22 protein-coding genes and 1 pseudogene are annotated in these 24365 nt (G+C 73.9%); 11 read left to right on the forward strand and 12 right to left on the reverse strand.

Annotated elements, in window-relative coordinates; genetic code table 11:
• Window position 1: 1 nt before the first annotated feature.
• The 4 genes from AMK29_RS03125 to AMK29_RS03140 all read right to left on the reverse strand — a co-directional run bounded on the left by AMK29_RS03125 (window position 2) and on the right by AMK29_RS03140 (window position 4377).
• A complete protein-coding gene (locus AMK29_RS03125; protein ID WP_073807084.1) occupies window positions 2–1264 on the reverse strand; it encodes an NAD(P)/FAD-dependent oxidoreductase in 1263 nt (420 codons plus the stop codon).
• Between the two features lie 119 nt (window positions 1265–1383).
• The gene (locus tag AMK29_RS03130) at window positions 1384–2712 is read right to left on the reverse strand and encodes a deoxyguanosinetriphosphate triphosphohydrolase (protein ID WP_241845079.1); all 1329 of its coding nucleotides are present in this window, start codon (window positions 2710–2712) and stop codon (window positions 1384–1386) included.
• Window positions 2713–2747: 35 nt separating this feature from the next.
• Window positions 2748–3533: a sirohydrochlorin chelatase gene (locus tag AMK29_RS03135; RefSeq protein WP_073808236.1), complete on the reverse strand. Its 786-nt coding sequence runs from the start codon at window positions 3531–3533 to the stop codon at window positions 2748–2750.
• A 382-nt stretch (window positions 3534–3915) separates the two neighbouring features.
• Window positions 3916–4377, reverse strand: coding sequence for a GNAT family N-acetyltransferase (locus AMK29_RS03140; protein ID WP_073807086.1), 462 nt, complete (start codon window positions 4375–4377; stop codon window positions 3916–3918).
• Between the two features lie 76 nt (window positions 4378–4453).
• On the opposite strand from AMK29_RS03140, the gene AMK29_RS03145 reads away from it, so the two are divergent.
• The 3 genes from AMK29_RS03145 to AMK29_RS03155 all read left to right on the forward strand — a co-directional run bounded on the left by AMK29_RS03145 (window position 4454) and on the right by AMK29_RS03155 (window position 8097).
• Window positions 4454–5176 (forward strand): aquaporin, encoded by a 723-nt coding sequence (locus AMK29_RS03145; RefSeq protein WP_073807088.1) that lies wholly within the window; start codon window positions 4454–4456, stop codon window positions 5174–5176.
• A 38-nt stretch (window positions 5177–5214) separates the two neighbouring features.
• Window positions 5215–5904 (forward strand): SanA/YdcF family protein, encoded by a 690-nt coding sequence (locus AMK29_RS03150; RefSeq protein ID WP_073807090.1) that lies wholly within the window; start codon window positions 5215–5217, stop codon window positions 5902–5904.
• A 72-nt stretch (window positions 5905–5976) separates the two neighbouring features.
• Window positions 5977–8097, forward strand: coding sequence for a molybdopterin oxidoreductase family protein (locus AMK29_RS03155; RefSeq protein ID WP_073807092.1), 2121 nt, complete (start codon window positions 5977–5979; stop codon window positions 8095–8097).
• On the opposite strand, the gene AMK29_RS37740 is transcribed toward AMK29_RS03155, so the two are convergent.
• The 5 genes and pseudogenes from AMK29_RS37740 to AMK29_RS03175 all read right to left on the reverse strand — a co-directional run bounded on the left by AMK29_RS37740 (window position 8084) and on the right by AMK29_RS03175 (window position 13067).
• Entirely contained in the window at window positions 8084–8446 is a 363-nt protein-coding gene (locus tag AMK29_RS37740) for a gamma-glutamylcyclotransferase family protein (protein WP_241845125.1), read from the reverse strand. The two genes, AMK29_RS03155 and AMK29_RS37740, sit on opposite strands and share 14 nt — an antisense overlap.
• A gap of 39 nt (window positions 8447–8485) precedes the next feature.
• Window positions 8486–8803 (reverse strand): annotated as a pseudogene (gene cutA / locus AMK29_RS37745) (divalent-cation tolerance protein CutA); the annotation flags it as partial.
• Window positions 8800–10722, reverse strand: coding sequence for an ABC transporter ATP-binding protein (locus AMK29_RS03165; RefSeq protein ID WP_073807096.1), 1923 nt, complete (start codon window positions 10720–10722; stop codon window positions 8800–8802). The gene AMK29_RS03165 and the pseudogene cutA, both read right to left, overlap by 4 nt.
• Window positions 10719–12452, reverse strand: a complete 1734-nt coding sequence (locus tag AMK29_RS03170; protein WP_073807098.1) for an ABC transporter ATP-binding protein — start codon at window positions 12450–12452, stop codon at window positions 10719–10721. Before AMK29_RS03170 ends, AMK29_RS03165 begins: the two co-directional genes overlap by 4 nt.
• Before the next feature lie 12 nt (window positions 12453–12464).
• Window positions 12465–13067, reverse strand: coding sequence for an NADPH-dependent FMN reductase (locus AMK29_RS03175; RefSeq protein WP_073807101.1), 603 nt, complete (start codon window positions 13065–13067; stop codon window positions 12465–12467).
• A gap of 91 nt (window positions 13068–13158) precedes the next feature.
• Between AMK29_RS03175 and AMK29_RS03180 the strand changes: the two genes are divergently transcribed.
• From AMK29_RS03180 to AMK29_RS03200, 5 genes are all read left to right on the forward strand, one after another.
• Entirely contained in the window at window positions 13159–13920 is a 762-nt protein-coding gene (locus AMK29_RS03180) for an aminotransferase class IV (protein WP_079196727.1), read from the forward strand.
• Window positions 13921–13990: 70 nt separating this feature from the next.
• A complete protein-coding gene (locus tag AMK29_RS03185) occupies window positions 13991–15697 on the forward strand; it encodes a right-handed parallel beta-helix repeat-containing protein (protein ID WP_073807104.1) in 1707 nt (568 codons plus the stop codon).
• Complete coding sequence (locus AMK29_RS03190) at window positions 15690–16100, forward strand: hypothetical protein (protein WP_073807109.1); 411 nt, start codon at window positions 15690–15692, stop codon at window positions 16098–16100. The genes AMK29_RS03185 and AMK29_RS03190 overlap by 8 nt, the downstream gene beginning before the upstream one ends.
• Window positions 16101–16364: 264 nt before the next feature.
• Entirely contained in the window at window positions 16365–16871 is a 507-nt protein-coding gene (locus AMK29_RS03195; RefSeq protein ID WP_073807112.1) for a hypothetical protein, read from the forward strand.
• A 91-nt stretch (window positions 16872–16962) separates the two neighbouring features.
• Window positions 16963–17580: a class F sortase gene (locus tag AMK29_RS03200; protein WP_073807114.1), complete on the forward strand. Its 618-nt coding sequence runs from the start codon at window positions 16963–16965 to the stop codon at window positions 17578–17580.
• Window positions 17581–17590: 10 nt separating this feature from the next.
• On the opposite strand, the gene AMK29_RS03205 is transcribed toward AMK29_RS03200, so the two are convergent.
• Genes AMK29_RS03205 through AMK29_RS03210 form a run of 3 tightly spaced genes read right to left on the reverse strand, consistent with a single transcriptional unit; the run spans window position 17591 to window position 20013 of the window.
• On the reverse strand, window positions 17591–18376 hold the full coding sequence (locus AMK29_RS03205) for a sulfite exporter TauE/SafE family protein (RefSeq protein ID WP_073807116.1): 786 nt from the start codon (window positions 18374–18376) through the stop codon (window positions 17591–17593).
• A 37-nt stretch (window positions 18377–18413) separates the two neighbouring features.
• Complete coding sequence (locus AMK29_RS36115; RefSeq protein WP_143202881.1) at window positions 18414–18605, reverse strand: hypothetical protein; 192 nt, start codon at window positions 18603–18605, stop codon at window positions 18414–18416.
• Window positions 18598–20013 carry a ferredoxin reductase family protein gene (locus AMK29_RS03210; protein ID WP_241845081.1) on the reverse strand — a complete coding sequence of 472 codons (1416 nt, stop codon included), beginning with the start codon at window positions 20011–20013 and terminating at the stop codon, window positions 18598–18600. The genes AMK29_RS36115 and AMK29_RS03210 overlap by 8 nt, the downstream gene beginning before the upstream one ends.
• A gap of 206 nt (window positions 20014–20219) precedes the next feature.
• Here AMK29_RS03210 and AMK29_RS03215 point away from each other — a divergent pair, with 206 nt between their 5' ends.
• Genes AMK29_RS03215 through nirD form a run of 3 tightly spaced genes read left to right on the forward strand, consistent with a single transcriptional unit; the run spans window position 20220 to window position 24335 of the window.
• Window positions 20220–21419 carry an NAD(P)/FAD-dependent oxidoreductase gene (locus AMK29_RS03215; RefSeq protein ID WP_073807119.1) on the forward strand — a complete coding sequence of 400 codons (1200 nt, stop codon included), beginning with the start codon at window positions 20220–20222 and terminating at the stop codon, window positions 21417–21419.
• A 1-nt stretch (window position 21420) separates the two neighbouring features.
• Window positions 21421–23982: a nitrite reductase large subunit NirB gene (nirB, locus tag AMK29_RS03220; RefSeq protein WP_398852634.1), complete on the forward strand. Its 2562-nt coding sequence runs from the start codon at window positions 21421–21423 to the stop codon at window positions 23980–23982.
• On the forward strand, window positions 23979–24335 hold the full coding sequence (gene nirD, locus AMK29_RS03225; protein ID WP_073807125.1) for a nitrite reductase small subunit NirD: 357 nt from the start codon (window positions 23979–23981) through the stop codon (window positions 24333–24335). Before nirB ends, nirD begins: the two co-directional genes overlap by 4 nt.
• The last annotated feature ends 30 nt before the right edge of the window (window positions 24336–24365 follow it).

Genomic DNA, 24365 nt, shown 5'->3' on the forward strand with positions numbered 1-24365 from the left:
CCTACGGGATCAGGCTGTCCAGCGGGACGGACGGGTCGGCGAGGGCGTCGGGGTGGACGGCCGCCTTGGAACGGATGATCCGCTGGATGGGGTCTGTGACGTCCCACACGTTCACGTTCATCCCGGCGAGGACCCGGCCCTCCTTGAGCCAGAAGGCGATGAACTCGCGCTTGCCGGTGTCGCCGCGGACGACGACCTGGTCGTACGTGCCCGGGGGCGCCCAGCCGGAGTACTCCATGCCCAGGTCGTACTGGTCGGAGAAGAAGTAGGGGACGCGGTCGTAGGAGACGGGCTGTCCGAGCATGGCGCGGGCGGCGGCGGGGCCGCCGTTGAGGGCGTTGGCCCAGTGCTCGACGCGGAGCCGGGTGTGGAGCAGCGGGTGGTGGGCGGCGGCGATGTCCCCGGCGGCGTAGATGTCGGGGTCGGAGGTGCGCAGTGACTCGTCGACGGCGACGCCGCCGCCGTCGGCGCGGTCGACGAGGGCGAGCCCGGAGTTCTCGGCGAGGGCGGTACGGGGGGCGGCGCCGATCGCGGCGAGCACGGCGTGCGCGGGGTGCTCCTCGCCGTCGTCGGTGCGGACGGCGAGGACCATGCCGTCCTGGCCGACGATCTCGGTGAGCCGGACGCCGAAGTGGAAGCGGACGCCGTGGTCGGTGTGGAGGTCGGCGAAGAGCTGGCCGAGCTCGGGGCCGAGGACCCGGTGGAGCGGGGTGGGGTCGGATTCGACGACGGTGACTTCGGCGCCGTAGCCGCGGGCGGCGGCGGCGACTTCGAGGCCGATCCAGCCGGCGCCCGCGATCACCAGGTGGCCGTTGTCGCGGCCGAGGCCGGAGAGGACCTGGCGGAGCCGGTCGGCGTGGGCGAGCCGGCGCAGGTGGTGGACGCCGGCGAGTTCGGTGCCGGGGACGTCGAGGCGGCGCGGCTCGGAGCCGGTGGCCAGGAGCAGCTTGTCGTAGCGGATGACCGTGTTGTCGCCGAGGAGGACCGTGCGGGCCTCGCGGTCGACTGCGGTGACGGGCTGCCCGAGGTGCAGCTCGATGTCGTTCGCCGCGTACCAGGCGGCGTCGTGCACGAAGGCGCTGTCGCGTTCCTTGGCGCCCGTGAGGTAGCCCTTGGAGAGGGGTGGGCGCTCGTAGGGGTGGTCGCGCTCGTCGCCGATGAGGATCACCCGGCCGTTGAACCCCTCGGAGCGGAGTGTCTCCGCCGCCTTGGCCCCGGCCAGGCCCCCTCCGACGATGACAAAGGTCTGATCCGCGTCGACCACGTCGTTTCCTCCTCGTTGCGACCGTTTCCAACCTACGCCCCCGGGCGACCGTCCGGCCGTACCGCCCCGGGGCGTGCATGCGAGCGTCCCGCACGGAGGGGTGGGGCGGAAGAGGGCCCTCAGGCGTGGTGGGGGCGGAGGCGGGAGTGGAGGGCGCGGGCGGAGGCGTCGGTGAGGGAGGCGATCTGGTCGACGATCACGCGCTTGCGGGCGCGGTCGTCGCGGGCGGCGTCGAACAGGGACCGGAACTGCGGTTCGAGGCCGTCGGGGGCGCGGGCGACGAGGGCCTCGGCGAGTTCGGCGACGACGACGCGCTGGTCGGCGCGGAGGGCCTCCTGTTCGGCGCGCTGCATCACGTACCGGTCGGCGACGGCCTTGAGGACGGCGCACTCGTTCCGGGCGGCGCGGGGGACGATCAACGCGGCCGCGTACCGGGTGAGGCGGCCGGAGCCGTACCCCTGGCGGGTGGCGCCCTCGGCGGCGAGGCAGAAGCGGCCGATGAGCTGGCTGGTGGCGTCCTTGAGGCGGGCCTGGGCGACGGCCGAGCCGTCGTAGCCGTGCGGCCACCACTCCTGCTCGACGAGACGGTCGAGGGCGTCGGCGAGCTCCTGCGGGTCGGTGTCCTCGGGTACGTAGCGGCCGACGGCGACCGCGAAGACGTCGGCGCGCTCGGGCTCGGAGAGCAGCATGTTCGGGTCGATGTGGCCGGCGTGCAGGCCGTCCTCGAAGTCGTGCACCGAGTAGGCCACGTCGTCGGACCAGTCCATGACCTGGGCCTCGAAGCACTTGCGGTCGGCGGGGGCGCCCTGCCGGATCCACTCGAAGACCGGGAGGTCGTCCTCGTACACGCCGAACTTGGACGAGCCGGGGTCCTCGGGGTGGTCGCCGCGCGCCCAGGGGTACTTGGTGGCGGCGTCGAGCGTCGCCCGGGTCAGGTTGAGTCCGACGCTGACGAGGTCCCCTTCGGCGTCCTTCACGAAGCGCTTGGGCTCGATGCGGGTGAGGAGGCGGAGCGACTGGGCGTTCCCCTCGAAGCCGCCGCAGTCCTTGGCGACGTCGTTGAGCGCCTGCTCGCCGTTGTGCCCGAAGGGCGGGTGACCCATGTCGTGGGAGAGGCAGGCGGCCTCGACGAGGTCGGGGTCGCAACCGAGGGCCGCGCCGAGCTCGCGCCCGACCTGGGCGCACTCCAGGGAGTGGGTGAGCCGGGTGCGGGGGCTGGCGTCCCAGGCGTGGCCGCGGGTGCCGGGGGTGACGACCTGGGTCTTGCCGGCGAGCCTGCGGAGCGCGGCGGAGTGCAGGACGCGGGCGCGGTCGCGCTGGAAGGCGGTGCGTCCGGGGCGTTTGTCGGGCTCGGCGGCCCAGCGATCGGTCGCGGCGGAGTCGTAGCCGGGGGTGCCGGTGATGTCGCCGATGCCGTCGTTGCCTTCGTTGTCTTCGTTGCCTGCCATGACCCGAAGGTAACCGGAGGGACCGACAGAAGCGCTCAGACGGCGGCGAGTTCCCGCGTGCGGGTGGTCGTCGCCAGGGCCCGGTCGTAGCGGTGGAGGACGAGGCGGGCGAGGGCCGGGTGGGCGCCGATCGGGTCGGCGGCGATCCAGGGCGCGGCGGCGGCGGCGCGGGTGGCGAAGAGTCCGGGGGCGGTGAAGCAGGAGGCGACGGCGACCCGGTGGCGGCCGCGGGCGGCGAGGGCGCGGACGGCCTCGGGGACGGTGGGCGCGGCGGCGGAGGTGTAGGCGCTGACGACGGGGGCGCCGCCGAGCCGCTCGCCGAGGAGCGTGGCGATACGGCGGATCTCGGCGCCCGAGCGGGGGTCGCGGGATCCGGCGGAGGCGAGGACGACGCCGGCGCCGCGGGAGGTCCCGTCCTCGGGGGTCCAGCCCGCCTGCGCGAGCCGGTCGGCGAGGGCCTCGACGAGGAGCGGGTGCGCGCCGAGCGGCTCGGCGACGCGGGCCCGGAGGTGGGGGGTGGCGGCGACGGCTGCGGGCAGGTCGTGGGTGACGTGGTACCCGGGGGCGAACAGGAGGGGGACGAGCACGGCGTCCCGTCCTTCGGCGGCGAGGCCGGCGAGGGTGGCGTCGAGGAGCGGTGCGTTCAGCTCGATGTGGGCGAGCCGGGCGTCGAGGCCGGGGCGCAGCTCGCGGACCCGGTCGAGCAGCCGCTCCAGGGTGGCGCGGGCGCGGGGGTCGCGGCTGCCGTGGCCGACGGCGACGAGGGTGGGGGCGCCGGGGCGGGGGGCGGCGGGCGGGGTGACGAGGGCGGGGGTGTTCATGGGCGGGTGTACCTCCTCCTCGTGCTTCCGGAGCGGACGGCCGTACGGACGCACGTGGCCCGGCCGGGTTCCGGGCGGTTCGGGGATCGTGCTGTACGGCTCCGTCATGCGGCGATCCTGCCGGGGGCGCGTTGCGTGGCCGTTTCGTCGGGGTGACGGGTCTTTGCGGTCACCTCACAGCGGGGGCCGGCACGCCGTTGCGGCCCGGTCCGCGGGGGCGGAGTGAGCACGCGGGAGGCGGCCCCGCCCCCGCCCGTGTGGGCAGGAGGTTGCCCGCACGCGGGCGGAAGGCCCACGCCGGGGCGGGGTCGCGCGGGGGCTGCGGGGCGCGGGCACAGGTGGGGTGGGTGGCGGACGCCGGGCGCGTACACCGGGGGACGGCTCAGGGCGTAGGGGTCCAGGTGTAGCGGATGTCCGGTTCGTGTTCCTCGTTGCGGTGGCCGTCCGTCCGGTCGGTGGCGACGAAGCCGTGGCGTTCGTAGAAGCGGCGTGCCGGGGCGTTGACCTGGAAGGTCCACAGGGAGAGTCCGGCCGCGCGGCGCTCCTTGGCCAGTTCCACGAGACGGTCGCCGATGCCGTGGCCGCGCCAGGGCGGGTCGACGTACAGCTGGTCCAGCTCGTCGTCGTCCAGCACCATCATGGCGACGACCGTGCCCCCGGCGGTCGCCACCCAGGTCTCCAGGCCGGGGACGACGACGTACCGGAACCAGGAGCGGACCTCGTCGTCGGTGTGAGCCCGGCGCACGTCCGGAAGGGCCGCCGTGTAGGAACGCAGCCACACGTCGGCCACCGCGGCGGCGTCGGAGTCGGCCGCACGGCGGATGTCGAGGTCGTCGATCTTCATGGCGCGGAGCGTACGGGGACCACATACCTCCCCTCCCCTCTTTTTTCCTTCCGAATAACGGAATATCTTTTCCGTTATGAGAATGTCCCCGCCCGCCCTCCCCCGTCGCGCCGCCGCCGAGTTCATCGGCACCGGCGCGCTCGTCGCCGTGATCGTCGGCTCCGGCATCCGCGCCGACTCCCTGAGCCAGGACATCGGCGTCCGGCTGCTCGCCAACGCCACCGCGTCGGCCCTCGGCCTGGGGCTGCTCATCGCGCTCATCGGGCCGCTCTCCGGGGCCCACTTCAACCCCGTCGTGACACTGACCGAGTGGTGGTCCCGCCGCCCCACGGGCGGCGCGGCCGAGGCCCTCGCCTACATCGGCGCCCAGCTCGCCGGGGCCGTCGCCGGGGCCCTGCTCGCCGAGGCGATGTTCGGGCGGGCACCCGGCGCCTGGGCCACCGAGTCGCGGGCGGCGCCGCACCTGCTGCTCGGCGAGGCCGTCGCCACCGCCGGGCTCGTCCTCGTCGTCCAGGGCCTGCGGCACATCGGCCGCCCCGCCCTCGCCCCGGTCGCCGTCGCCGGCTACATCGGCGCCGCGATCTGGTTCACCTCCTCCGGCTCCTTCGCCAACCCGGCCGCCACCGTCGGCCGTGCCTTCTCCGACTCCTTCACCGGGATCGCCCCCGCCTCCGTACCCGCCTTCGCCGCCGCCCAACTGCTCGGCATGCTCCTCGGCATGGTCCTGGCCGGTGTGTTGTACGGAACAGAACGGGGCGCCGACGAACCGAACCCCGCCGAAGCGCGTCGGACGGGGTGACACACCGACACCCGTCCGCCGACCACGGAGGTTCCCGCATGCCGGCACGGTTCAACCGGCTGGTCCCCCGCACCACCCGGGCCCGCCGACGTACCGTCCAGGCCGTGATGCTGGGCGCCGTCCTCGCGCTCACCCCCGTCACCTGGATGCACACCGCCGCCGCCGGGAAGCTCCGTACCACCGCCGACGTGCCCGCCCGGGACGTCGCCGTCGTCTTCGGCGCCGGGCTGTGGCAAGGGCGCCCCACCCCGTACCTCGCGCACCGCCTCGACACGGCCGCCGAGCTGTACCGGACGGGCAAGGTCCGGGTCCTCCTCGTCACCGGCGACAACAGCAGGACCGCATACGACGAGCCCAGCGCCATGCGCACCTACCTCATCGAGCGCGGGGTGCCCGACGGCCGGATCGTCAGCGACTACGCGGGCTTCGACACCTGGGACTCCTGCGTCCGGGCCCGGAAGGTCTTCGGGGTCGACCGGGCCGTGCTCGTCACCCAGGACTTCCACATCAAACGGGCCGTCGCCCTGTGCGGGCGCGCGGGCCTCGACGCCTACGGCGTCGGGGTCCCCGAACCCCACGACGCCACCTGGTACTACGGCACCACCCGGGAGCTGTTCGCGGCGGGCAAGGCCGCCCTCGACGCCGGTCTGCGCCCCGACCCGCGGTTCCTCGGGCCGGAGGAGAAGGGCGTCACCGAGGCGCTGGCCTCACCTCACGGCCGGCCGTGAGCTGAGCGGAGAGCACCGCGCCCGTAATACGCGGCGCCGCCCCGCGTAACACGTCTGACGCACGCTTGCCGCATGTCCGAGGTCACCGCCGTTCCCACCCACTGCCCCTACTGCGCCCTGCAGTGCGGCATGTCGCTCCGCCCCACCGGCGCCCCGGAGCTGCCCGCCGAGGTGGTCGAGCGGACCGACTTCCCCGTCAACCGGGGCGCGCTCTGCGGCAAGGGCCGCACCGCCCCCTCCGTACTCTCCTCCCGGGTCCGGCTCACCGAGCCCCTGGTCCGATGCCCTGACACGGGGGCCCTGGCGCCCGCGACCTGGGAGGAGGCACTCTCCGCCGTCGCCGAGGGGCTGAGCAGGACCCGCGCCGACCACGGCCCGGACGCCGTGGGGGTCTTCGGCGGCGGCGGCCTCACCAACGAGAAGGCGTACACCCTCGGGAAGTTCGCCCGGCTGGTCCTCGGCACCTCGCAGATCGACTACAACGGGCGCTTCTGCATGTCGTCGGCCGCCGCCGCGCACGGCAGGGCCTTCGGACTCGACCGGGGCCTCCCCTTCCCCCTGGAGGACATCCCGAAGACGGGGTGCGTGATCCTCGTCGGTTCCAACCTCGCCGAGACCATGCCGCCCGCCCTCCGCTACCTCACCGAGCTGAAGGAGAACGGCGGCAGGCTGATCGTCGTCGACCCGCGCCGCACCCGGACCGCCGAACAGGCCGATCTGCACCTCGCGCCGCGCCCCGGCACCGACCTCGCGCTCGCCCTCGGCATGCTGCACCTCGTCGTGGCCGAGGGCCGGGTCGACGAGGACTTCGTCCGCGAGCGGACCACCGGCTGGGAGGCCGCGCGGGCCGGCGCCATGTCCCACTGGCCCGAGCAGGTCGAGCGGATCACCGGCGTGCCGGTGCCGCAGCTCCGGGACGCCGTCGCGATGTTCTCCGACGCGCCCACCGGCATGGTCCTGACCGCGCGCGGCCCCGAGCAGCAGTCCAAGGGCACCGACACCGTCGGCGCCTGGATCAACCTCTGCCTGGCCACCGGCAGGGCGGGCCGGCCGCTCAGCGGCTACGGCTGCCTCACCGGCCAGGGCAACGGCCAGGGCGGCCGTGAGCACGGCCAGAAGGCCGACCAGCTGCCCGGCTACCGCAAGCTCGACGACCCGGCCGCCCGCGCCCACGTGGCGGGGGTGTGGGGCGTGCCCCCCGAGTCGCTCCCGGGCCCCGGGCGGAGCGCGTACGAACTCCTCGACGCGCTCGGCGGCGACGTGAAGTCCCTGCTCCTCATGGGCTCCAACCCGGTGGTCTCCGCGCCGCGCGCCGCGCACATCGAGGAGCGGCTGCGGTCGCTGGACTTCCTCGCCGTGGCGGACGTCGTGCTCTCCGAGACCGCCGCCCTCGCCGATGTCGTCCTGCCCGTGACCCAGTGGGCGGAGGAGACCGGCACCATGACCAACCTGGAGGGCAGGGTGCTGCTCCGCCGCCGGGCCCTCACCCCGCCCACCGGGGTACGCAGCGACCTGGAGGTGCTGCACGCGCTCGCCGGACTCCTCGGCTGGGAGAAGGGCTTCCCCGCCGAACCCGAGGAGGTCTTCGACGAGCTGCGGCGCGCCTCGGCCGGCGGACCCGCCGACTACTCGGGCATCGACTACCGGCGGATCGAGGAGGAGCAGGGTGTCTTCTGGCCCTGCCCCGAGGCCCCGGAGGGCTCCGCCGCGCACCCCGGGACGCCCCGGCTGTTCCTCGACCGGTTCGCGACCCCGGACGGGCGGGCCCGGTTCGTGCCGGTGGTGCACCGGGCGGCGGCCGAGGAGACGGACGACGCGTACCCGGTCGTCCTCACCACCGGCCGGGTCGTGTCCCAGTACCAGTCGGGCGCGCAGACCCGGCGGGTGGACGAGCTGAACGCGGCGGCGCCCGGCCCCTTCGTGGAGCTCCACCCACGGCTCGCCGAGCGGCTCGGGGTGGCCGAGGGCGAGCGGGTCGCGGTGGTGTCGCGGCGCGGGCGGGCCGTGGCACCGGCCCGGATCACCACGGCCATCCGGCCGGACACCGTCTTCATGCCCTTCCACTGGGCGGGCGAGGGCCGGGCCAACACCCTGGTGAACCCGGCGCTCGACCCGGTCTCCCGGATGCCCGAGTTCAAGGTGTGCGCGGTGCGTCTGGAGCGCGCAGGGGACGCGGGGGCTACGGCCGGCTGAACCAGTCGCCGCTCTCGATGACCGGGCCGAGGGGCGCGTCCGGCGCCGCCAGGAACACCCAGGCGGACACCCGCGCCCCGTCCCGTACCCGTTCGACGTCCATCGCCACCCGCTCGTACCCGACGGGCAGCTCGAGGCGGTCGAGCAGGCCGAACAGCTCGCCGTACGAGCCGGACGCCGGCGTCAGCAGGGTGCCGACCACCCGGCCCCCGTCCGCCGGGACGACGTACGGGTAGCCGGGCCCGTCGTACAGGACCGCCCCGTGCAGCACGGCGTCCGCCTCGGTGCCGATCCGCCCGGCGAGGAACCGGTCGTGGTTGTACGCGCCCGGGCGCAGCGTCCCGTACACGAAGAACGGCCGCTCGTCGGGCGCCGGGCTCTCGATCTCCGCGGCCGCCTCGGTCTCCCGCTCGACCCAGCGGGCGTAGTCCTCGCTGACCCGGACCACCCGGGTGGCGAGGATCTCGGGCGTCCCGTAGTCGTGCGCGGCGAGGAGGTGCGCCTCCAGGGCCGGGTAGCGGGCCTCGGTGGTCTTGAGCACCACCTGCCATTCCTCGGCGGTCTCGATCGCGCCCCGCCAGTGGTAGACGGAGGTGACGGGCCCGACGATCTGCGCGCAGGCGGCGAGCCGGGCCTCGACGGCGCCGCGCGCCAGGGCGTCGGCCTTGGCGCGCGCGTCGGTGGTGGTGGTGACGGTGACGATCACGTCTCCACCGTACGGGCGAACTGGACGGCGTGCAGCCGGGCGTACGCCCCGCCGGCGGCGAGCAGTTCCTCGTGGGTGCCCTGTTCGGCGATCGAGCCGCCCTCCATCACCAGGATGGTGTCGGCGTCCCGGATCGTGGAGAGCCGGTGGGCGACGACGAAGCTGGTCCGCCCGGCGCGCAGCGAGGACATCGCCTGCTGGACGAGGAGTTCGGTGCGGGTGTCGACGGAGCTGGTGGCCTCGTCGAGGACGAGGATCACCGGGTCGGAGAGGAACGCCCGGGCGAGGGTGATCAGCTGCTTCTCCCCGGCGCTGAGTCCGCCGCCGTCCTCGTCGAGGACGGTGTCGTACCCGGCGGGCAGGGTGCGGACGAACCGGTCGGCGTGCGCGGCCCGCGCGGCCTCCACGATCCGCTCCCTGGAGACCTCCCCCGGCACCCCGTAGGCGATGTTGTCGGCGATGGTGCCGCCGAAGAGCCAGGTGTCCTGGAGGACCATGCCGGTGCCGGAGCGCAGTTCCTCCCGGGTCATCGCGGCCGTGTCGACGCCGTCGAGGGTGATCCGGCCGCCGGTGACCTCGTGGAACCGCAGGAGCAGGTTGACCAGGGTCGTCTTGCCCGCGCCGGTGGGGCCGACGATGGCGACGGTCCGGCCCGGTTCGACGGTGAGCGACAGGTCCTCGATGAGCGGCTTGCCGTCCTCGTAGCGGAAGGCGACCTTCTCGAAGGAGACGCGGCCGCGGAGCCGGGCCGGGCGCCGCGGTTCCCTCGGCTCCGGGGACTCCTCCTCGGCGTCGAGGAGGTCGAAGACCCGTTCGGCGGAGGCCACCCCGGACTGCAGGAGGTTGGCCATGGCGGCGACCTGGGTGATGGGGCCGTTGAAGTCGTACGAGTACTGGATGAAGGCCTGCACGTCCCCGACGGAGAGGGTGCCGCTCGCCACGCGGAGCCCGCCGACCACGGCGATGACGACGTAGTTGAGGTTGCCGACGAAGGTCAGGGCGGGCTGGATGAACCCGGACACGAACTGGGCGCGGAAGCTCGCCCGGTACAGCTCCTCCCCCAGCTCGTCGAAGCGGCGCACGGCCTCGGCGCGACGCCCGAAGGCGACGACCTCGGTGTGGCCGGTGATCATCTCCTCGACGTGGCTGCCGAGCCGGCCGGTGACCGCCCACTGCTTCACGAACTGCGGCTGGGCGCGCCGCCCGACGAAGGCGGCGACGGCGACCGAGACGGGCACGGTGGTGAGGGCGACGAGCGCGAGCAGCGGGGAGATCCAGAACATCATCGCGAGGACGCCGACGAGGGTGAGCAGGGCGCGCGTCATCTGGCTGAACGCCTGCTGGAGGGTCTGGGTGATGTTGTCGATGTCGTTCGTGGTGCGGGAGAGGACCTCGCCGCGCGGCTGCCGGTCGAGGTAGCCGAGGGGCAGCTTCGCCAGCTTGTGCTGGGCCGCCTCCCGCAGTCGGTGTCCGGCCCGCTGGACGACGGTGGTGGCGATCCGGAGCTGGACCCAGGTGAGGAGGGACGAGCCGGCGACGACCACCACGGAGAGGGCGAGGACGCGGCCGACGGCCGCGAAGTCGACTCCGGCCGGGCCGGTGGCGCCGGTGACGACGAGGTCGGTGGCGCGGCCGAGGAGGAGCGGGCCGAGGACGGAGAGGGAGACGGCCGCGGCGCCGGCGGCGACGACGCCGAACAGACCGGCCCGGTCGGGGGCGAGGGCGCGGAGGAGGCGGAGGCCGGAGGAGCGGAAGGACAGGGAGCGTTCGAGGGTGGGTGCGGCGGGGAGCCCGGGGCCGCGCTGCTGGGCGGAGGGGTGGGTGCGGGCGGGGGCGGTGCGGACCGGGCCGGTCGGCGGTTCCTCCGGGCCGCGTGTGCCGCCGGTGCCGTCCGTGCGGCTCTCCGTGGCCGTGGTCATGCGGCTTCCTCCTCGGTGAGCTGGGAGAGGACGATCTCCCGGTACGTGGCGTTGTCCTCCATCAGGGACGTGTGGGTGCCGGCGCCGACGCTCCGGCCCCGGTCGAGGACGACGATCCGGTCGGCGTCCCGGATGGTGGAGACCCGCTGGGCGACGATGACGACGGTCGCGTCGGCCGTCTCGGTCCGCAGGGCGGCCCGGAGCGCGGCGTCCGTGCGGGGGTCGAGGGCGGAGAAGGAGTCGTCGAAGAGGTAGAGGCGGGGGCGGGCGACGAGGACCCGGGCGATGGCGAGCCGCTGCCGCTGGCCGCCGGAGAAGTTGGTGCCGCCCTGGGTGACGGGCGCGTCGAGGCCGTCGTCGAGCCCTCGGACGAAGTCGGCGGCCTGGGCGACCTCCAGGGCGTGCCAGAGTTCCTCGTCGGTGGCGTCGGGCTTGCCGTAGCGGAGGTTGGTGGCGACGGTCCCGGAGAAGAGGTAGGGCTTCTGGGGGACAAGTCCGACGGTCTTCGCCATGAGGTCCGGGTCGAGTCGGCGGACGTCGACGCCGTCCACGAGGACCTCGCCGCCGGTGGCGTCGAAGAGCCGGGGCACGAGTCCCAGGAGGGTCGACTTGCCGCTGCCGGTGGAGCCGATGATCGCGGTGGTCTCACCGGGCCGTGCGACGAGCCCGACGTCCTTGAGGACGGACTCCTCCGCACCGGGGTAACGGAATTCGGCGGCGCGTACCTCCAGATGCCCGCGCCGGGCCAGTGTCCGCACCGGGTCCACCGGCGGCACCACGCTCGACTCGGTCGCCAGGACCTCGCCGATGCGCTCCGCGCCCGCCTCGGCCCGGGGCATGTGCATGAGCAGGAAGAGCACCATCATCACGGACATCGAGGTCTGGAGGAGATAGCCGAGGAAGGCGAAGAGCCCGCCCGGCTGGAGGGCGCCCGCCTCGATGCGGTGGGCGCCGACGTACACGAGGGCGACGGTCGTCAGCTGCCAGACGATGAGGACCGTGGGGAACATGAGCGCCTGGAGCCGGCCGGCCCGGAGGCCCACGGTGAGGAGGTCGTCGTTGGCGGCGGCGAACCGTTCCCGCTCGTGCCGGTCGCGGACGAAGGCACGGACCACCCGGACGCCCGTGATCTGCTCGCGCAGCACGCGGTTGGCGCCGTCGACGCGCTCCTGCATGCCGCGGAACAGGGGGCGCATGCGCAGGACGACGGTGCCGACGGCCCCGGTCATCACCGGCACGAAGAGGAGCAGGACCAGGGCGAGCGGCACGTCCTGGCGCAGCGCCATGGCGATGCCGCCGACGCAGAGGAGCGGCGCGGCGACGAGCATGGTCAGGACGAGGACGGTGAACGTCTGGACCTGCTGGACGTCGTTGGTGGTACGGGTGATGAGGGAGGCGGCGCCGAAGCGGCCCCGCTCCCGCGCGGAGAAGTCCTGGACCCGGCGGAAGACCTCGGAGCGCAGGTCGCGGGCGACGCCCATGGCGATCCTGGCGCCGGTGTAGGTGGCGGCGGCCGCGGCCGCCGCCTGGAGGAGGGTGACGCCGGTCATCGCGGCGCCGCCGGTGAGGACACGGCCGGTGTCACCGCGCAGGACGCCCTGGTCGATGACGCCGGCGTTGAGCGTGGGCAGGGCGAGGGAGGCCAGGGTCTGGACGAGCTGGAGGGCGACGAGGAGGGCGAGGAGGGCCCGGTAGGGCCCGAGGCGGGGGACGAGAAGACGCGTCAGCATGAGGGGCGGACCTCACTTGCCGTACGGGTGGACCGACTTGGCGTCCCTGAGGGCGCGGCCCCACCAGCCGAGCTGGTCGAGGAGCGCCTCGGCCGCGAGGTCGGCGCCGGCGGGGTCCTTGTGCTGTCCGTTCTCGTCGAACTGGCTGTGGGCGTGGTGGAAGGAGACGGTCTCGCGGACGGTGACGGCGTGCATCTCGGCGTAGACCTGGCGGAGTTGTTCGACGGCCCGCAGGCCTCCGGAGATGCCGCCGTAGGAGACGAATCCGACGGGCTTGGCCTGCCATTCGGTGTAGTGGCGGTCGATCAGGTTCTTGAGGGAGGCGGGGAAGGAGTGGTTGTACTCGGGGGTGATGACGACGAAGGCGTCGGCGGCCTCCAGCACCGGTGTGACCTTGGCGAGTTCGGCGAGGACGGCCGGGGAGGGGCGGTAGGAGAGGGAGGTGGGGAGGTCGACCTCGGCGAGGTCGACGACGGTGACGGTGAAGTCCTCGCGTCCGGCCAGGCGGGAGCGGAACCAGTCGGTGATGACGGGGGCGAAGCGGCCGTCGCGGTCGCTGGCGACGACGAGGGCGAGGGAGAGGGGTCGGGTCTGCGTGGCAGTGGTGAGGTCCATGCGGATGATCCTGATACCTCAACTTTGGTTGAGGTCAAGCGGTGATCCGGGGCGACCTTCAAGGACCCCTTCCCGGACGTACGGTGAGGGCATGACGAGTCCGCCCCCGCACATCGAGATCGACGGCGTCCCGGCCGCCGACCCGGCGTTGCTCGCCGGCCTCATGACCGGCTTCGGCCACTTCACGGCGATGCAGGTACGGGACGGGCGCGTGAAGGGCCTCGATCTGCACCTCGCCCGGCTCGACCGCTCCACCCGCGAGCTCTTCGGCCGGGAACTGGACGGCGGCCGGGTCCGGGAACTGGCCGCCGGAGCCCTGGCGTCGGCCGGAGTGCGGGACGGCTCGGTGCGGGTCTACGTGTACCCGGACGTCCGCGTCGTGGTGACCGTCGCCCCGCCGGCCCCGGACGGCCCCGGCGCCCCGCAGCGGCTGACGTCCGTCGGGTACTGGCGCCCCGCGCCGCACATCAAGCACCTGGGCGGCTTCGGCCAGAGCTACCACCGGGAGGCGGCCGTCCGCGCCGGCTACGACGAGGCCGTGCTGACCTCCCCGTCCGGCGAGATCGCCGAGGGCGCCGTCACCAACATCGCCTTCTGGGACGGCACTTCGCTGGTCTGGCCGTCCGCGCCCTGCCTGGAGGGGATCACCATGGCCCTCCTGGAGCCCCGCCTGGAGTCGGTCCGGCGCCCGGTCACCCTGGCGGACCTGTCCGGCTACCGGGCCGCCCTGGTGACCAACTCCCGGTCCATCGCGCCCGTGACGGCGATCGACGGGGTGACGTTCGCGGTGGACGAGGAACTGATGGGACGGGTGTACTCGGCGTACGACTCGGTGGAGTGGGAGGGGCTGTAGAGCGGTAAGGGTTCCGGAGCGGTCCGGGTTCGGTACGGGCCGGAAGCGGTAAGGGGGGGAGTCGTCGGACATGGTCGCGAGGTACGTGGTCTCGCCGCGCGGCGGTCGTCGCGCCCACCCCGACATCGCGTCGGCGCTCCGCGCGGCCGCCGCGCGGGGCAGGGCGGCGCTGATCGAGATCGCTCCCGGGCGGTACGAGGAGTTCCTCGACGTCAGGGGGGACGTGCGGCTGGTCGCGGCCGAGGGCCCCGGCTCCGTCGTGGTCGGGCTGCCCCGCGGCCCCGTCCTGCTGGCGGCCGGATCGGTCACGGTCCACGGCCTCGCCCTGGTCGGCCGCGAGTCCGTCGTCGCCGGCTGTCACACGGGCACCCTCACGCTCGACCACTCGGAGGTCTGGGCGCACGGCGGCGTCGGGGTGCACGCCCCGCCGGGCACCTCCGTCACCCTGCGGGACAGCGTGGTCGCCCAGGGCCGGACGCTCTTCGTCGGAAGCGTGGGGCTCGTCGAGCGCTGCCGGTTCACCGACGCGGCGGACAACGCGATCGCCGTGACCGAGGGCGCGCGTGTCTCGGTCCGGGGCAGCCGGATCGAGGGCAGCCGGATCCACGGCGTGCGGGTCAGCGACGCGCAGGCGGAGGTCGTCGGCTGCGAGCTGACCGACGCCGGGCAGGCGGCCCTCATGGCGGACGCCCGGGCCCGGCTCACCGTGGCGGACTGCACGATCACCGCCGTCCACGCGGAGGGGATCATGTTCATCGAGCAGTCCCGGGGCTCCGTCGACACCACGACGGTCACCGACGCGCGGCACGGGATCGCCGCGGCGAGCGGCGCCGACCCTGTGGTGCGCGGCTGCGTCCTCACCGACTGCCACGACACCGGCATCAACGTCCAGACCTCGGCCAGGGGCCGGTTCGAGGACTGCCGGGTCCTCGGCGCGGGCAACGTCGCCGTGCTCGCGACGACGGGAGGGGCGCCCGAGGTGCGCGACTGCCTCGTCGCAGGGGGGAACGTGGGCGTCGCCGTCACCGAGGGGGCCAGGGGCCGCCTGACGCGCGTGCGGATCGAGGATCTGACGAACTCCGCGCTGCGGGTCCTGGAGGGGGGCACGGGCGTGTTCGAGGGCGTCCGGGTGGACCGCTGCCTGCTGGGCCTCGACACCAAGGGGGACGGCGGCACGACGGCCGACCTCACCGACGTGGTGTTCCGTGACTTCGAGACCGCCGTGACCGCGCTCGGCCGGTCCAGGGTCACGCTCAAGGGGGTGACGGCCGAGCGGGGCGTGGTGGGCTTCGGCGTCGGCGAGGAGGCACGACTGATCGTCCACGACAGCACCGTCACGGCGGTGAGCGTCGGCGGCGCCGTCGCCTTCGGCAGCGGCAAGCTCCACGCGAGGAACCTGACCGTGAACGGTTCGGAGGGAACCGGTCTCACCGCGAGCGGGTCCGGCTACATGGACGTCGGGAACAGCGAGTTCACCGACTGCGCGAGCGCGGGCGCCGCCTTCGCCGACGAGAGCGGAGGCCGCCTGGTGGACTGCGCGGTGAACGGGACGCGGGGGCGTGCCGTCCTGCACAACGGCCGCGTCGAGCTCGTCTCGCTGCGCACGTCCCTCCCGGTCGTACGGGAGACCGTCCGCACGGTCGAGCAGACCCCGACGATCATCAACAACTACGCGGGCCCCGTGATCCACGGCTCGGTCCACGGCAGCCAGTTCGCGTGGAACAACGACACCGCCCATCAGACCCAGACGACACAGGACGGTCCGGAACATGAGTGATCCCCAGAACGCGCAGCACCCGGGCGACGGCCCGGTCGTCCACGGCTCCGTCTCCCATTCCCAGTTCGCCTGGGGCAACGAGACGGTCACCCAGAACCAGCGGAACGACGGCCCGGTCGCGCCGGGGTACGAGGCGCTCGCCGAGCGGGTGCGCGAGCTCCTCCGGCAGCTGCCGGAGGCGGGACTGCCCGACCGGGACCGCGAGGACACCGCCACCGCCGCCGAGGAGGTCCTCGCGGAGATCACCCGGCCGGAGCCCGTCGATGAGGGCCGGGTACGGCGGTCGCTCACCACCCTGAGGGGCGCCCTCGCCCCGGTGGCGACGGGCGTCGCGGCCGGCGCGACGATGGGGGCGCAGGAATGGGCCCTGGCCGCGATCGGTGGCCTGACGGGGATCGGGTAGGGCCGGGGCGGGGCGGATCCGAGGCCGGGCCCCGCGACCCGTCACCCGTTCGGCACGAGGCGTCAGCTGACGCCACGACACCCGCTCTGACCTGCGTAAACTCTCGGAATCCAGGCGACACACCGTATCGGACGGCCCAATCCTGATGCCTCATCAGGAGGCGCGGGGCGCGCCGCGGCTCTTATCTCGGTCACAGAAGGTCGTTCCGGGAAGTCCCTCCCGGAAGACCACCGCATGACCGCTCGCGCGCCCCGGAGGCCCCCCATGCGCACCACTGTCCGCCTGTTCACCGGTACCGCGCTGACGGTCGCCGCGATCGGAGCCCTGGCCGCCCCCGCGGCGTTCGCCGGGAACTCCGAGTCGCTGGAGGTCTACCCTTCCGAGGCCTCCCCCGGCACCACCGTCACCGTCAACACCCTCGCCTGCGGCAAGCACGGCCGCGGCGTCGGGGACGCGAACTCGCTCGGCGCGGGCGAGTTCCACCTCAGTTCGAGCACGCACAAGGAGGTCGTGGTCGGACAGTTCACCGTGCCGGAGCACGCCAGGGCCGGCACGTACGGCATCAGCGTGGCCTGCGACAACGGCAAGACGGCTCGGGGCGACCTGACGGTCAAGCACCGCCGTCCCAGCGGCCACGTCCAGACCGGTGTCGGGGGCAGCGTCGGCCCCGACACCGCCCAGGTCACGGCGGGCGTGGCGGTGCTGGCCGCGGCTGCCGTGGGCGGGGTCTGGCTTCTGCGCCGCCGGGCGAGCGGCGCGCAGGGGCACTGAGACCACCGCCTGTCCTGCCCCCGCCGCGCGCCCGTACACGGCCCGGCGGGGGCAGGGCCACACCCCGCCACGAAATGACCGAGGGAACCCCGTGAGCAACAGGAGCAAGGGCTGGGGCATAGCCGTGGCCGCCTGCGTCGGCGTCTGGCTCGTCCAGAACGGCTCGGAGCACGTCACCCCGCCCGTGCCGTCGGCCGCGCAGGCCTTCGCCGCCGGGCCGAGCGTGCACACCGAGGCCGCCGCCGATCCCCTGCCGCCCTCGGCCCCGGTCCGGCTGCGCATCCCCGAGACCGATGTGGACACGCCGATGATGAGGCTCGGTCTGGCCGCGGACGGTTCACTCGAGGTACCGCCGGCCGCGGACCGGAACATGGCGGGCTGGTACGGCGGCGGCACCACGCCCGGCGCCGAGGGCACGGCGATCGTGGCGGGTCACGTCGACAACGCCGAGGGGCCCGCCGTCTTCTACACGCTCGGCGCGCTGAAGAAGGGCCACCGGATCGAGGTGGACCGGCAGGACGGCCGGACCGCCGTGTTCACGGTCGACGCGGTCGAGGTGTACGAGAACGAGGACTTCCCGGACCGGAAGGTGTACGACGAGGCGGACCGCGCGGAGATCCGGGTGATCACCTGCGGCGGCGGCTTCTCGAAGAAGAACGGCTACCGGGGGAACGTGGTCGCCTTCGGCCACCTCATCGGGGTGAGGTAGCCCCGGCGGTTCAGGCCCACTGGTCGAAGGCGAGCTTCGCGACCAGCGAGAGCACCACGACGAGCAGCACCCCGCGCACGAACTCGGCGCCCTTGCTCAGGGCCATCCGCGCCCCGACGGTCCCGCCGATCAGGTTGAACACCGCCATGACGGCCGCGAGCTGCCAGTACACGCTGCCCTGGTAGGCGAACATGGCGAGCGCGCCCGCGTTGGTGCAGACGTTGACGATCTTGGCGGTGGCGGAGGCCGTCACCAGGTCGAGGTGGAGGACGGCGGTCAGGGCGAGGACCAGGAAGGTGCCGGTGCCCGGCCCGAACAGGCCGTCGTAGAAGCCGATCCCGCCTCCGACCACGACGATCGCGGTCACGATCCGGGCCCGGGTCAGCGGCGCCCGCTCCTCCCCCGCGGTCTTCGCGCCGAACGACGGCCGCAGCATCACGAAGGCCGCCACCGCGAGCAGCACCACCATGATGACCGGGCGCAGCACGTCGCTGCTGATCCCGGCCGCGAAGAAGGCACCGCCCATGGAGCCCGCGAGGGCCGCGAGCCCGATGCGCACCGCCGTCCAGACCTGGACGGGCGCCTTGCGGACGTAGGTGACGGCGGCCCCGGTGGTGCCGACGATCGCGACGGCCTTGTTGGTTCCGAGGATGTGCGCGGCGTGGACGTTCGGGAGCCCGAGCAGCAGGGCGGGAAGCAGGAGCAGTCCGCCGCCGCCGACCACGGCGTCGATCCAGCCCGCCACCAGCGCGGCGAGGCAGAGCAGGACGAGGGTGGTCAGCGAGATCTCGGGCATGGCCGTGAGCCTAGGGACGTGATCGTTGCCCCGTCCATCAATCTGCTGATCGTTGAGCCAGTTCTGAGCTTGTGGCGCCCGGGGCCCGGTCGGGGGCGGGTGGCGCGGCCGGGGTGACGGCGGCGGTGAGGAGGGTCGCGGCGAGCGCGCCGGCGCCGAGGAGCGCGGCGGCGAGGCGCCGGCGGGCCTGCCGGACCGTGGGCACGCGGGGGGCGCCGTGTCTAGGCATGGTCGAAGTCCTCGCTGTGGATGCGGGAGGCCGGCACCCCGGCCCGGATCAGGTTGGCGGTCGCGGTCCGGGCCATCGCGGGCGGGCCGCACAGGTACACGTCGTGGGCGGCGAGGTCCGGCACGAGGTCGCGCAGGGCGCGGGGCGCGAGGGGGTCGAAGGAGCCGTCGGACGGCCCGAGGAGGTAGTGGAGGGCGGCCCGCCGTTCCCCGGCGATGCTCTCCAGCTCCTCGCGCAGGACGAGGCCGCCCGCGTCGGACGCGCGGTAGAGGAGGGTCACGTCGCCCGGCCCGCCGGGCAGCGTCTCGAAGAGGGCGCGCAGCGGGGTGATGCCGACGCCTCCCGCGAGCAGCAGGACCTTGCGGCGGGTGCGCCGGTGGGCGGTGAGCGCGCCGAACGGGCCCGTGGCCAGGACCCGGACGCCGGGGCGGAGGCGCCGGATGCGGCGGGTGTGGTCGCCGAGCGCCTTGACGGTGATCCGCAGGGTGTCGTCGCGGACGGGCGCGGAGAGGGAGAAGGGCAGGGCGGTCGCCCAGAGCCCGCGCCGCAGGAACCGCCAGCGGAAGAACTGCCCTGGTTCGGCGCGCAGCCGGGCCACGCCCCTGCCGCGGACGAGGACGGAGACGACGCCGGGGCCCTCGTCGCGGACCTCGACGACCCTCAGGTCGTGGCGGAGGGCGGCGCGGACGGGGACGACGAGCCGGTACCAGAGGAGGAGGACCGCGACGGTTCCGTGGGCCATCGACCAGAGCCAGCGGGTGAGGAGGCTGCCGGCGAGGTCGGGTCCGGCGAGCTGGTGGACGAAGCCGAGCGCGGCGGCGAGGAGCGCGCCGAGGTGGACCGCCCGCCAGGTCTCGTGCCGGATCCGGCGCCGAACGGCGCGGGCGGAGCTGAGGCCGACGGCGACGAGGAGCGCGGTGCCGGCCGTGGCCGCGGCGATCGCCCCGTACCCGAGGAGGTCCTCGGTGGCGGTGACGACGTCGGTACGGGTGTGCACGGCGTGACCGCAGAGGGCGAGGAGCGTGTGGGCGCCGATCAGGCCGAGGACGTACCGGCCGCCGAGGGCGTGCCAGCGGGCGAGCCGGTCGGCGCCGACGCCGTGCTCGACGGCCGGGACGCGGGCCATGAGCAGCAGCAGGACGAGGACGCCGTACCCGGCGAGGAGGCCGGTGAGGTGGGCGCCGGACGCGAAGACGGCGTCGAGCCGGGCGGAGGGCCTGGCCTGGAGGCCCCAGAGCAGGGCGACGGCTCCCGCGCCGGCGAGGATCCCGGTCCGCAGCCGCTCGGGAGGGAGCCGGAGCGCGGGGACGGGGGCGGGGGCCGGGCGGGCGGGGGCGGGGGCCCGCAGGACGGGCGCGGGACGGCCGGGGAGGGGTACGTGGAGAGGGTGGCTGGCCTCGGTGGTCACATCCGGCACCCTAGGCCCGCCCGTATACGGGAATCCGCAGCTCCGGCCCGCCGCCGGGATCCTTAAGGCGGGCTTGAGCCGAGGCTCACGGCGGGTTAAACCTCCCCGGGCCTCACAGCGCCCCGGGCCGGGGGCGGAGATCAGCGTTCCGTACGGGAAACAGTCGGGATGCCGTTGGGTAACACCGGCCGCGCACGCTTCCCGGTATGAGTACACGGATCGTGGTGGTCGGGGGCGGAACGGCGGGCGCCCGGCTCGCCCAGCGCCTGCCGGTCACCCTCCTCGGCGAGGAGCCGCACGTCCCTTACAACAGGGTGCTGCTCGCCGACGTCCTCGCCGGGCGGTACGCCCCCGAGGTGATCGCCCTGCCCGAGACCCGGGAGCCGGTACGGCTCGGGGTGCGGGCGGTGCGGATCGACCGGGCGGCGCGGACGGTGGAGTGCGCGGACGGCTCGCTGGTCGGCTACGACCGGCTCGTCCTCGCCACGGGCTCCAACCCGGTGCTGCCGCCGCTGCGCGGACTGCGCGGGGCGGAGCTGCCGGAGGGCGTCCACGCCTTCCGTACGCTCGACGACTGCCTGGTCCTGCGCGACCGGGTCCGTCCCGGGGTGCGGGCGGTGGTCATCGGCGGCGGGCTCCTCGGCGTCTCGGCGGCGCGGGCCCTGGCGGCCCTCGGCGCGGAGGTGGTCCTCACCCAGCAGGGCGAGCGCCTGATGGAACGCCAACTCGACACATACGCGTCGGCGCTGCTCCGCGAGCACATGGAGGCCCTCGGGGTCGAGGTGCACACGGAGTGCCGGGTGAGCGGTCTGCGGCAGCGGGACGGGGAGGTCACGGCGGTCGAACTGGCCGACGGGTTCGTGCTCGACGCCCAGGTCGTCGTCCTGGCCTGCGGGGTGCGGCCGCGTGTCGCCCTGGCCCGGGAGGCGGGCCTCGACGTCGGCACCGGGATCGTGGTCGACGACGAGCTGCGCACCTCGGACCCGTACATCCACGCGCTCGGCGACTGCGCGGAACACCGGGGCAGGGTCTACGGCCTGGCCGGGCCGGCGCTCGAACAGGCCGACGTCCTGGCGGAGGTGCTCGTACGCGACGTGCCCGCGGCGGAGTCGTCCCGCTACTCCGGCACCCGCGCCCTGACCCGCCTCACGCTCGGCGGCGCCCAGCCGCTCGACCTCGCCTCGTTCGGCGAGGCCACCCCCCAGCCGGGCGACGACGTCGTCCAGCTCACCGACGCCACGCGCAGCGCGTACCGGAAGGTCGTCGTCCGCGGGGACCGGCTCGTCGGGGGCGTCCTCCTCGGCGACCTGGCCGCGGTCGGCACGCTCGCCAGGGCCTGGGAGGGCGACGAAGCCCTCCCGGAGGCCCCCCTGCTGCACCTGCTCACCCACGACGGAGGCTCCTGACATGAGCGCTGACATGACCGCGCACACCCCGACGATCGTCCTGGTCGGCCACGGAATGGTCGGCCAGCGGTTCCTGGAGTCGCTCGCCGACCGTGGGGTCACCGAGCGGGCCAGGATCGTCGTCCTCTGCGAGGAGCCGCGCCCGGCCTACGACCGTGTGCAGCTGACCTCGTACTTCTCCGGCAAGACGCCGGACGACCTGTCGATGGTCGAGGCGGGCTTCATGGAGAAGCACGGCATCGAGCTGTACGTCGGTGACGCGGCGGAGTCGGTGGACCGGGAGGCCCGTACGGTCACCGCCCGTTCCGGCAAGGTCTTCGCGTACGACTCGCTGGTCCTGGCCACCGGCTCGTTCCCGTTCGTCCCGCCGGTGCCCGGCAAGGACGCCCGCGGCTGTTTCGTCTACCGCACGATCGAGGACCTGCTCGCGATCGAGGAGTACGCGAAGACGGCGACGACAGGCGCGGTCGTCGGCGGCGGTCTGCTCGGCCTGGAGGCCGCGGGCGCGCTCAAGGGCCTCGGGCTCGACACCCACGTCGTGGAGTTCGCCCCGCGTCTGATGCCGGTGCAGGTCGACGAGGGCGGCGGCGCCGCGCTGCTCCGCACGATCGAGCGGATGGGGCTCACCGTCCACACCGGGACGGGCACGCAGGAGGTCGTGACCGCGGACGGCACCGTCACCGGCATGAAGCTGTCGGACGGCTCCGAGCTGGCCACGGACATGGTGGTGTTCTCGGCCGGTGTCCGGCCCCGGGACCAGCTGGCCCGCGACTGCGGCCTGACCGTCGGGGAGCGCGGCGGCATCGCGGTCGACGAGCTGTGCCGTACGTCCGACCCCGCGGTGTACGCGATCGGCGAGTGCGCGCTGGCCTCCGACGGCCGGGTGTACGGCCTGGTGGCACCGGGCTACGAGATGGCGCAGACGGCGGCGGCGGCGATCGCCGGCGAGTCCGCCGACGGTTTCACGGGCGCCGACATGTCGACGAAGCTGAAGCTGCTCGGCGTGGACGTGGCCTCCTTCGGTGACGCGCACGGCACCGCCGAGGGCTGCCTCGACGTCGTGTACGCGGACTCCCGCTCGGGTGTCTACAAGAAGCTGGTGATGTCCGGTGACGGGGTGCTGCTCGGCGGTGTCCTCGTCGGTGACGCCGAGCAGTACGGTCTGCTCCGCCCGCTGACCGGTACCGTGCCGCCCGTCTCCGCCGAGCAGCTGGTGCTCCCCGCGGGCGCCGGCGCGCCGGTGTCGCTCGGCCCCTCGGCGCTGCCGGACGACGCGGTGATCTGCTCCTGCCACAACGTGACGAAGCACGCGATCGGCCAGTGCTCCTCGCTGGCCGAGGTGAAGAAGTGCACCAAGGCCGGTACGGGCTGCGGCAGTTGTGTGAAGACCATCGAGAAGCTGCTGCCGGCGGCGAAGGACAAGGGCCTCTGCGGCTGCTTCTCGTACACCCGCAGCGAGCTGTACGAGATCGCCCGCACCCTGCGGATCGCCTCGTTCGCGGCGCTGCTCGACTCGCACGGGCGGCCGGAGGCGCAGGGCGGCGAGGGATGCGAGGTCTGCAAGCCGACCGTCGGCTCGATCATCGCGTCGCTCGCCCCGACACTCGGCGTGGGCGGGTACATCCTCGACGGCGAGCAGGCCTCCCTCCAGGACACCAACGACCACTTCCTCGCCAACATGCAGCGCAACGGCTCCTACTCGGTCGTGCCGCGCATCCCCGGCGGTGAGATCACCCCGGACAAGCTGATCGTGATCGGCGAGGTGGCCCGCGACTACGGCCTCTACACGAAGATCACCGGCGGCCAGCGGATCGACCTCTTCGGCGCCCGGGTGGACCAGCTCCCGGCGATCTGGACCCGGCTGGTGGACGCGGGCTTCGAGTCGGGGCACGCGTACGGCAAGTCGCTGCGCACGGTGAAGTCCTGCGTCGGGCAGACCTGGTGCCGCTACGGCGTCCAGGACTCGGTGAAGATGGCGATCCAGCTGGAGCTGCGCTACCGGGGCCTGCGCTCGCCGCACAAGCTGAAGTCGGCGGTCTCGGGCTGCGCCCGCGAGTGCGCCGAGGCCCAGTCGAAGGACTTCGGCATCATCGCGACGGCCAACGGCTGGAACCTGTACGTCGGCGGCAACGGCGGCGCGACCCCGCGTCACGCGGACCTGCTCGCGCAGGACCTGTCGGACGCCGAACTGGTGCGCCTGATCGACCGGTTCCTGATGTTCTACATCCGGACGGCGGACCGTCTCGAGCGGACGTCGACCTGGCTGGAGCGCCTGGAGGGCGGTCTCGACCACCTCAAGGACGTGGTGGTGCACGACTCGCTCGGGCTCTGCGACGAGCTGGAGGCGCTGATGGCGGCGCACGTCGCCGACTACCAGGACGAGTGGGCGCAGACGCTCGACGACCCGGAGCGGCTGCGGCGGTTCGTCTCCTTCGTGAACGCGCCGGACGCTCCGGACCCCTCGGTCCGGTTCGTCCCGGAGCGCGACCAGATCAAGCCTGACCTCACGGTCCTGACGCTCGGCAGGACGAACAGCACGCTGGAAGGGGCTTCCTCCCGATGACGACGACTCTCACCTCTCTCACCACGACGACGCTCGAGATCTCCCCCTCCCCCGGCTCCTGGGTGACGGTCTGCGAGGAGTCCCGGCTGACGCCGGGCCGGGGCGTGGCGGCGCTGCTGCCGGACGGCCGGCAGGCGGCGGTCTTCCGGGACCGCGCGGGCCGGCTGTACGCGATCGACAACCGTGACCCGTTCTCGGGGGCGCAGGTGCTGTCCCGGGGCCTCGTCGGCTCGGCGGACGGGCGGCCGTTCGTGGCCTCGCCGCTCCTGAAGCAGCGCTTCGACCTGGAGACGGGGCGGTGCCTGGACGACGACGAGGTCGCGGTGGCGGTGTTCCCCATCCGCACCGCGTGACTTGACCGACCGTTCCAGTTGATCGTACGG

This window comes from Streptomyces sp. CB02261 (genome assembly GCF_001905665.1).
GTDB lineage: Bacteria > Actinomycetota > Actinomycetes > Streptomycetales > Streptomycetaceae > Streptomyces.

Excerpts from the sequence above, each read along its gene's own strand:
- AMK29_RS03130 (WP_241845079.1), bottom strand. The coding sequence starts at position 2,712 with ATGGCAGGCAACGAAGACAACGAAGGCAACGACGGCATCGGCGACATC.
- AMK29_RS03135 (WP_073808236.1), bottom strand. The coding sequence starts at position 3,533 with ATGAACACCCCCGCCCTCGTCACCCCGCCCGCCGCCCCCCGCCCCGGC.
- AMK29_RS03140 (WP_073807086.1), bottom strand. The coding sequence starts at position 4,377 with ATGAAGATCGACGACCTCGACATCCGCCGTGCGGCCGACTCCGACGCC.
- AMK29_RS03145 (WP_073807088.1), top strand. The coding sequence starts at position 4,454 with ATGAGAATGTCCCCGCCCGCCCTCCCCCGTCGCGCCGCCGCCGAGTTC.
- AMK29_RS03150 (WP_073807090.1), top strand. The coding sequence starts at position 5,215 with ATGCCGGCACGGTTCAACCGGCTGGTCCCCCGCACCACCCGGGCCCGC.
- AMK29_RS03155 (WP_073807092.1), top strand. The coding sequence starts at position 5,977 with ATGTCCGAGGTCACCGCCGTTCCCACCCACTGCCCCTACTGCGCCCTG.
- AMK29_RS03165 (WP_073807096.1), bottom strand. The coding sequence starts at position 10,722 with ATGACCACGGCCACGGAGAGCCGCACGGACGGCACCGGCGGCACACGC.
- AMK29_RS03170 (WP_073807098.1), bottom strand. The coding sequence starts at position 12,452 with ATGCTGACGCGTCTTCTCGTCCCCCGCCTCGGGCCCTACCGGGCCCTC.
- AMK29_RS03175 (WP_073807101.1), bottom strand. The coding sequence starts at position 13,067 with ATGGACCTCACCACTGCCACGCAGACCCGACCCCTCTCCCTCGCCCTC.
- AMK29_RS03180 (WP_079196727.1), top strand. The coding sequence starts at position 13,159 with ATGACGAGTCCGCCCCCGCACATCGAGATCGACGGCGTCCCGGCCGCC.
- AMK29_RS03185 (WP_073807104.1), top strand. The coding sequence starts at position 13,991 with ATGGTCGCGAGGTACGTGGTCTCGCCGCGCGGCGGTCGTCGCGCCCAC.
- AMK29_RS03190 (WP_073807109.1), top strand. The coding sequence starts at position 15,690 with ATGAGTGATCCCCAGAACGCGCAGCACCCGGGCGACGGCCCGGTCGTC.
- AMK29_RS03195 (WP_073807112.1), top strand. The coding sequence starts at position 16,365 with ATGCGCACCACTGTCCGCCTGTTCACCGGTACCGCGCTGACGGTCGCC.
- AMK29_RS03205 (WP_073807116.1), bottom strand. The coding sequence starts at position 18,376 with ATGCCCGAGATCTCGCTGACCACCCTCGTCCTGCTCTGCCTCGCCGCG.
- AMK29_RS36115 (WP_143202881.1), bottom strand. The coding sequence starts at position 18,605 with ATGCCTAGACACGGCGCCCCCCGCGTGCCCACGGTCCGGCAGGCCCGC.
- AMK29_RS03215 (WP_073807119.1), top strand. The coding sequence starts at position 20,220 with ATGAGTACACGGATCGTGGTGGTCGGGGGCGGAACGGCGGGCGCCCGG.
- nirB (WP_398852634.1), top strand. The coding sequence starts at position 21,421 with ATGAGCGCTGACATGACCGCGCACACCCCGACGATCGTCCTGGTCGGC.
- nirD (WP_073807125.1), top strand. The coding sequence starts at position 23,979 with ATGACGACGACTCTCACCTCTCTCACCACGACGACGCTCGAGATCTCC.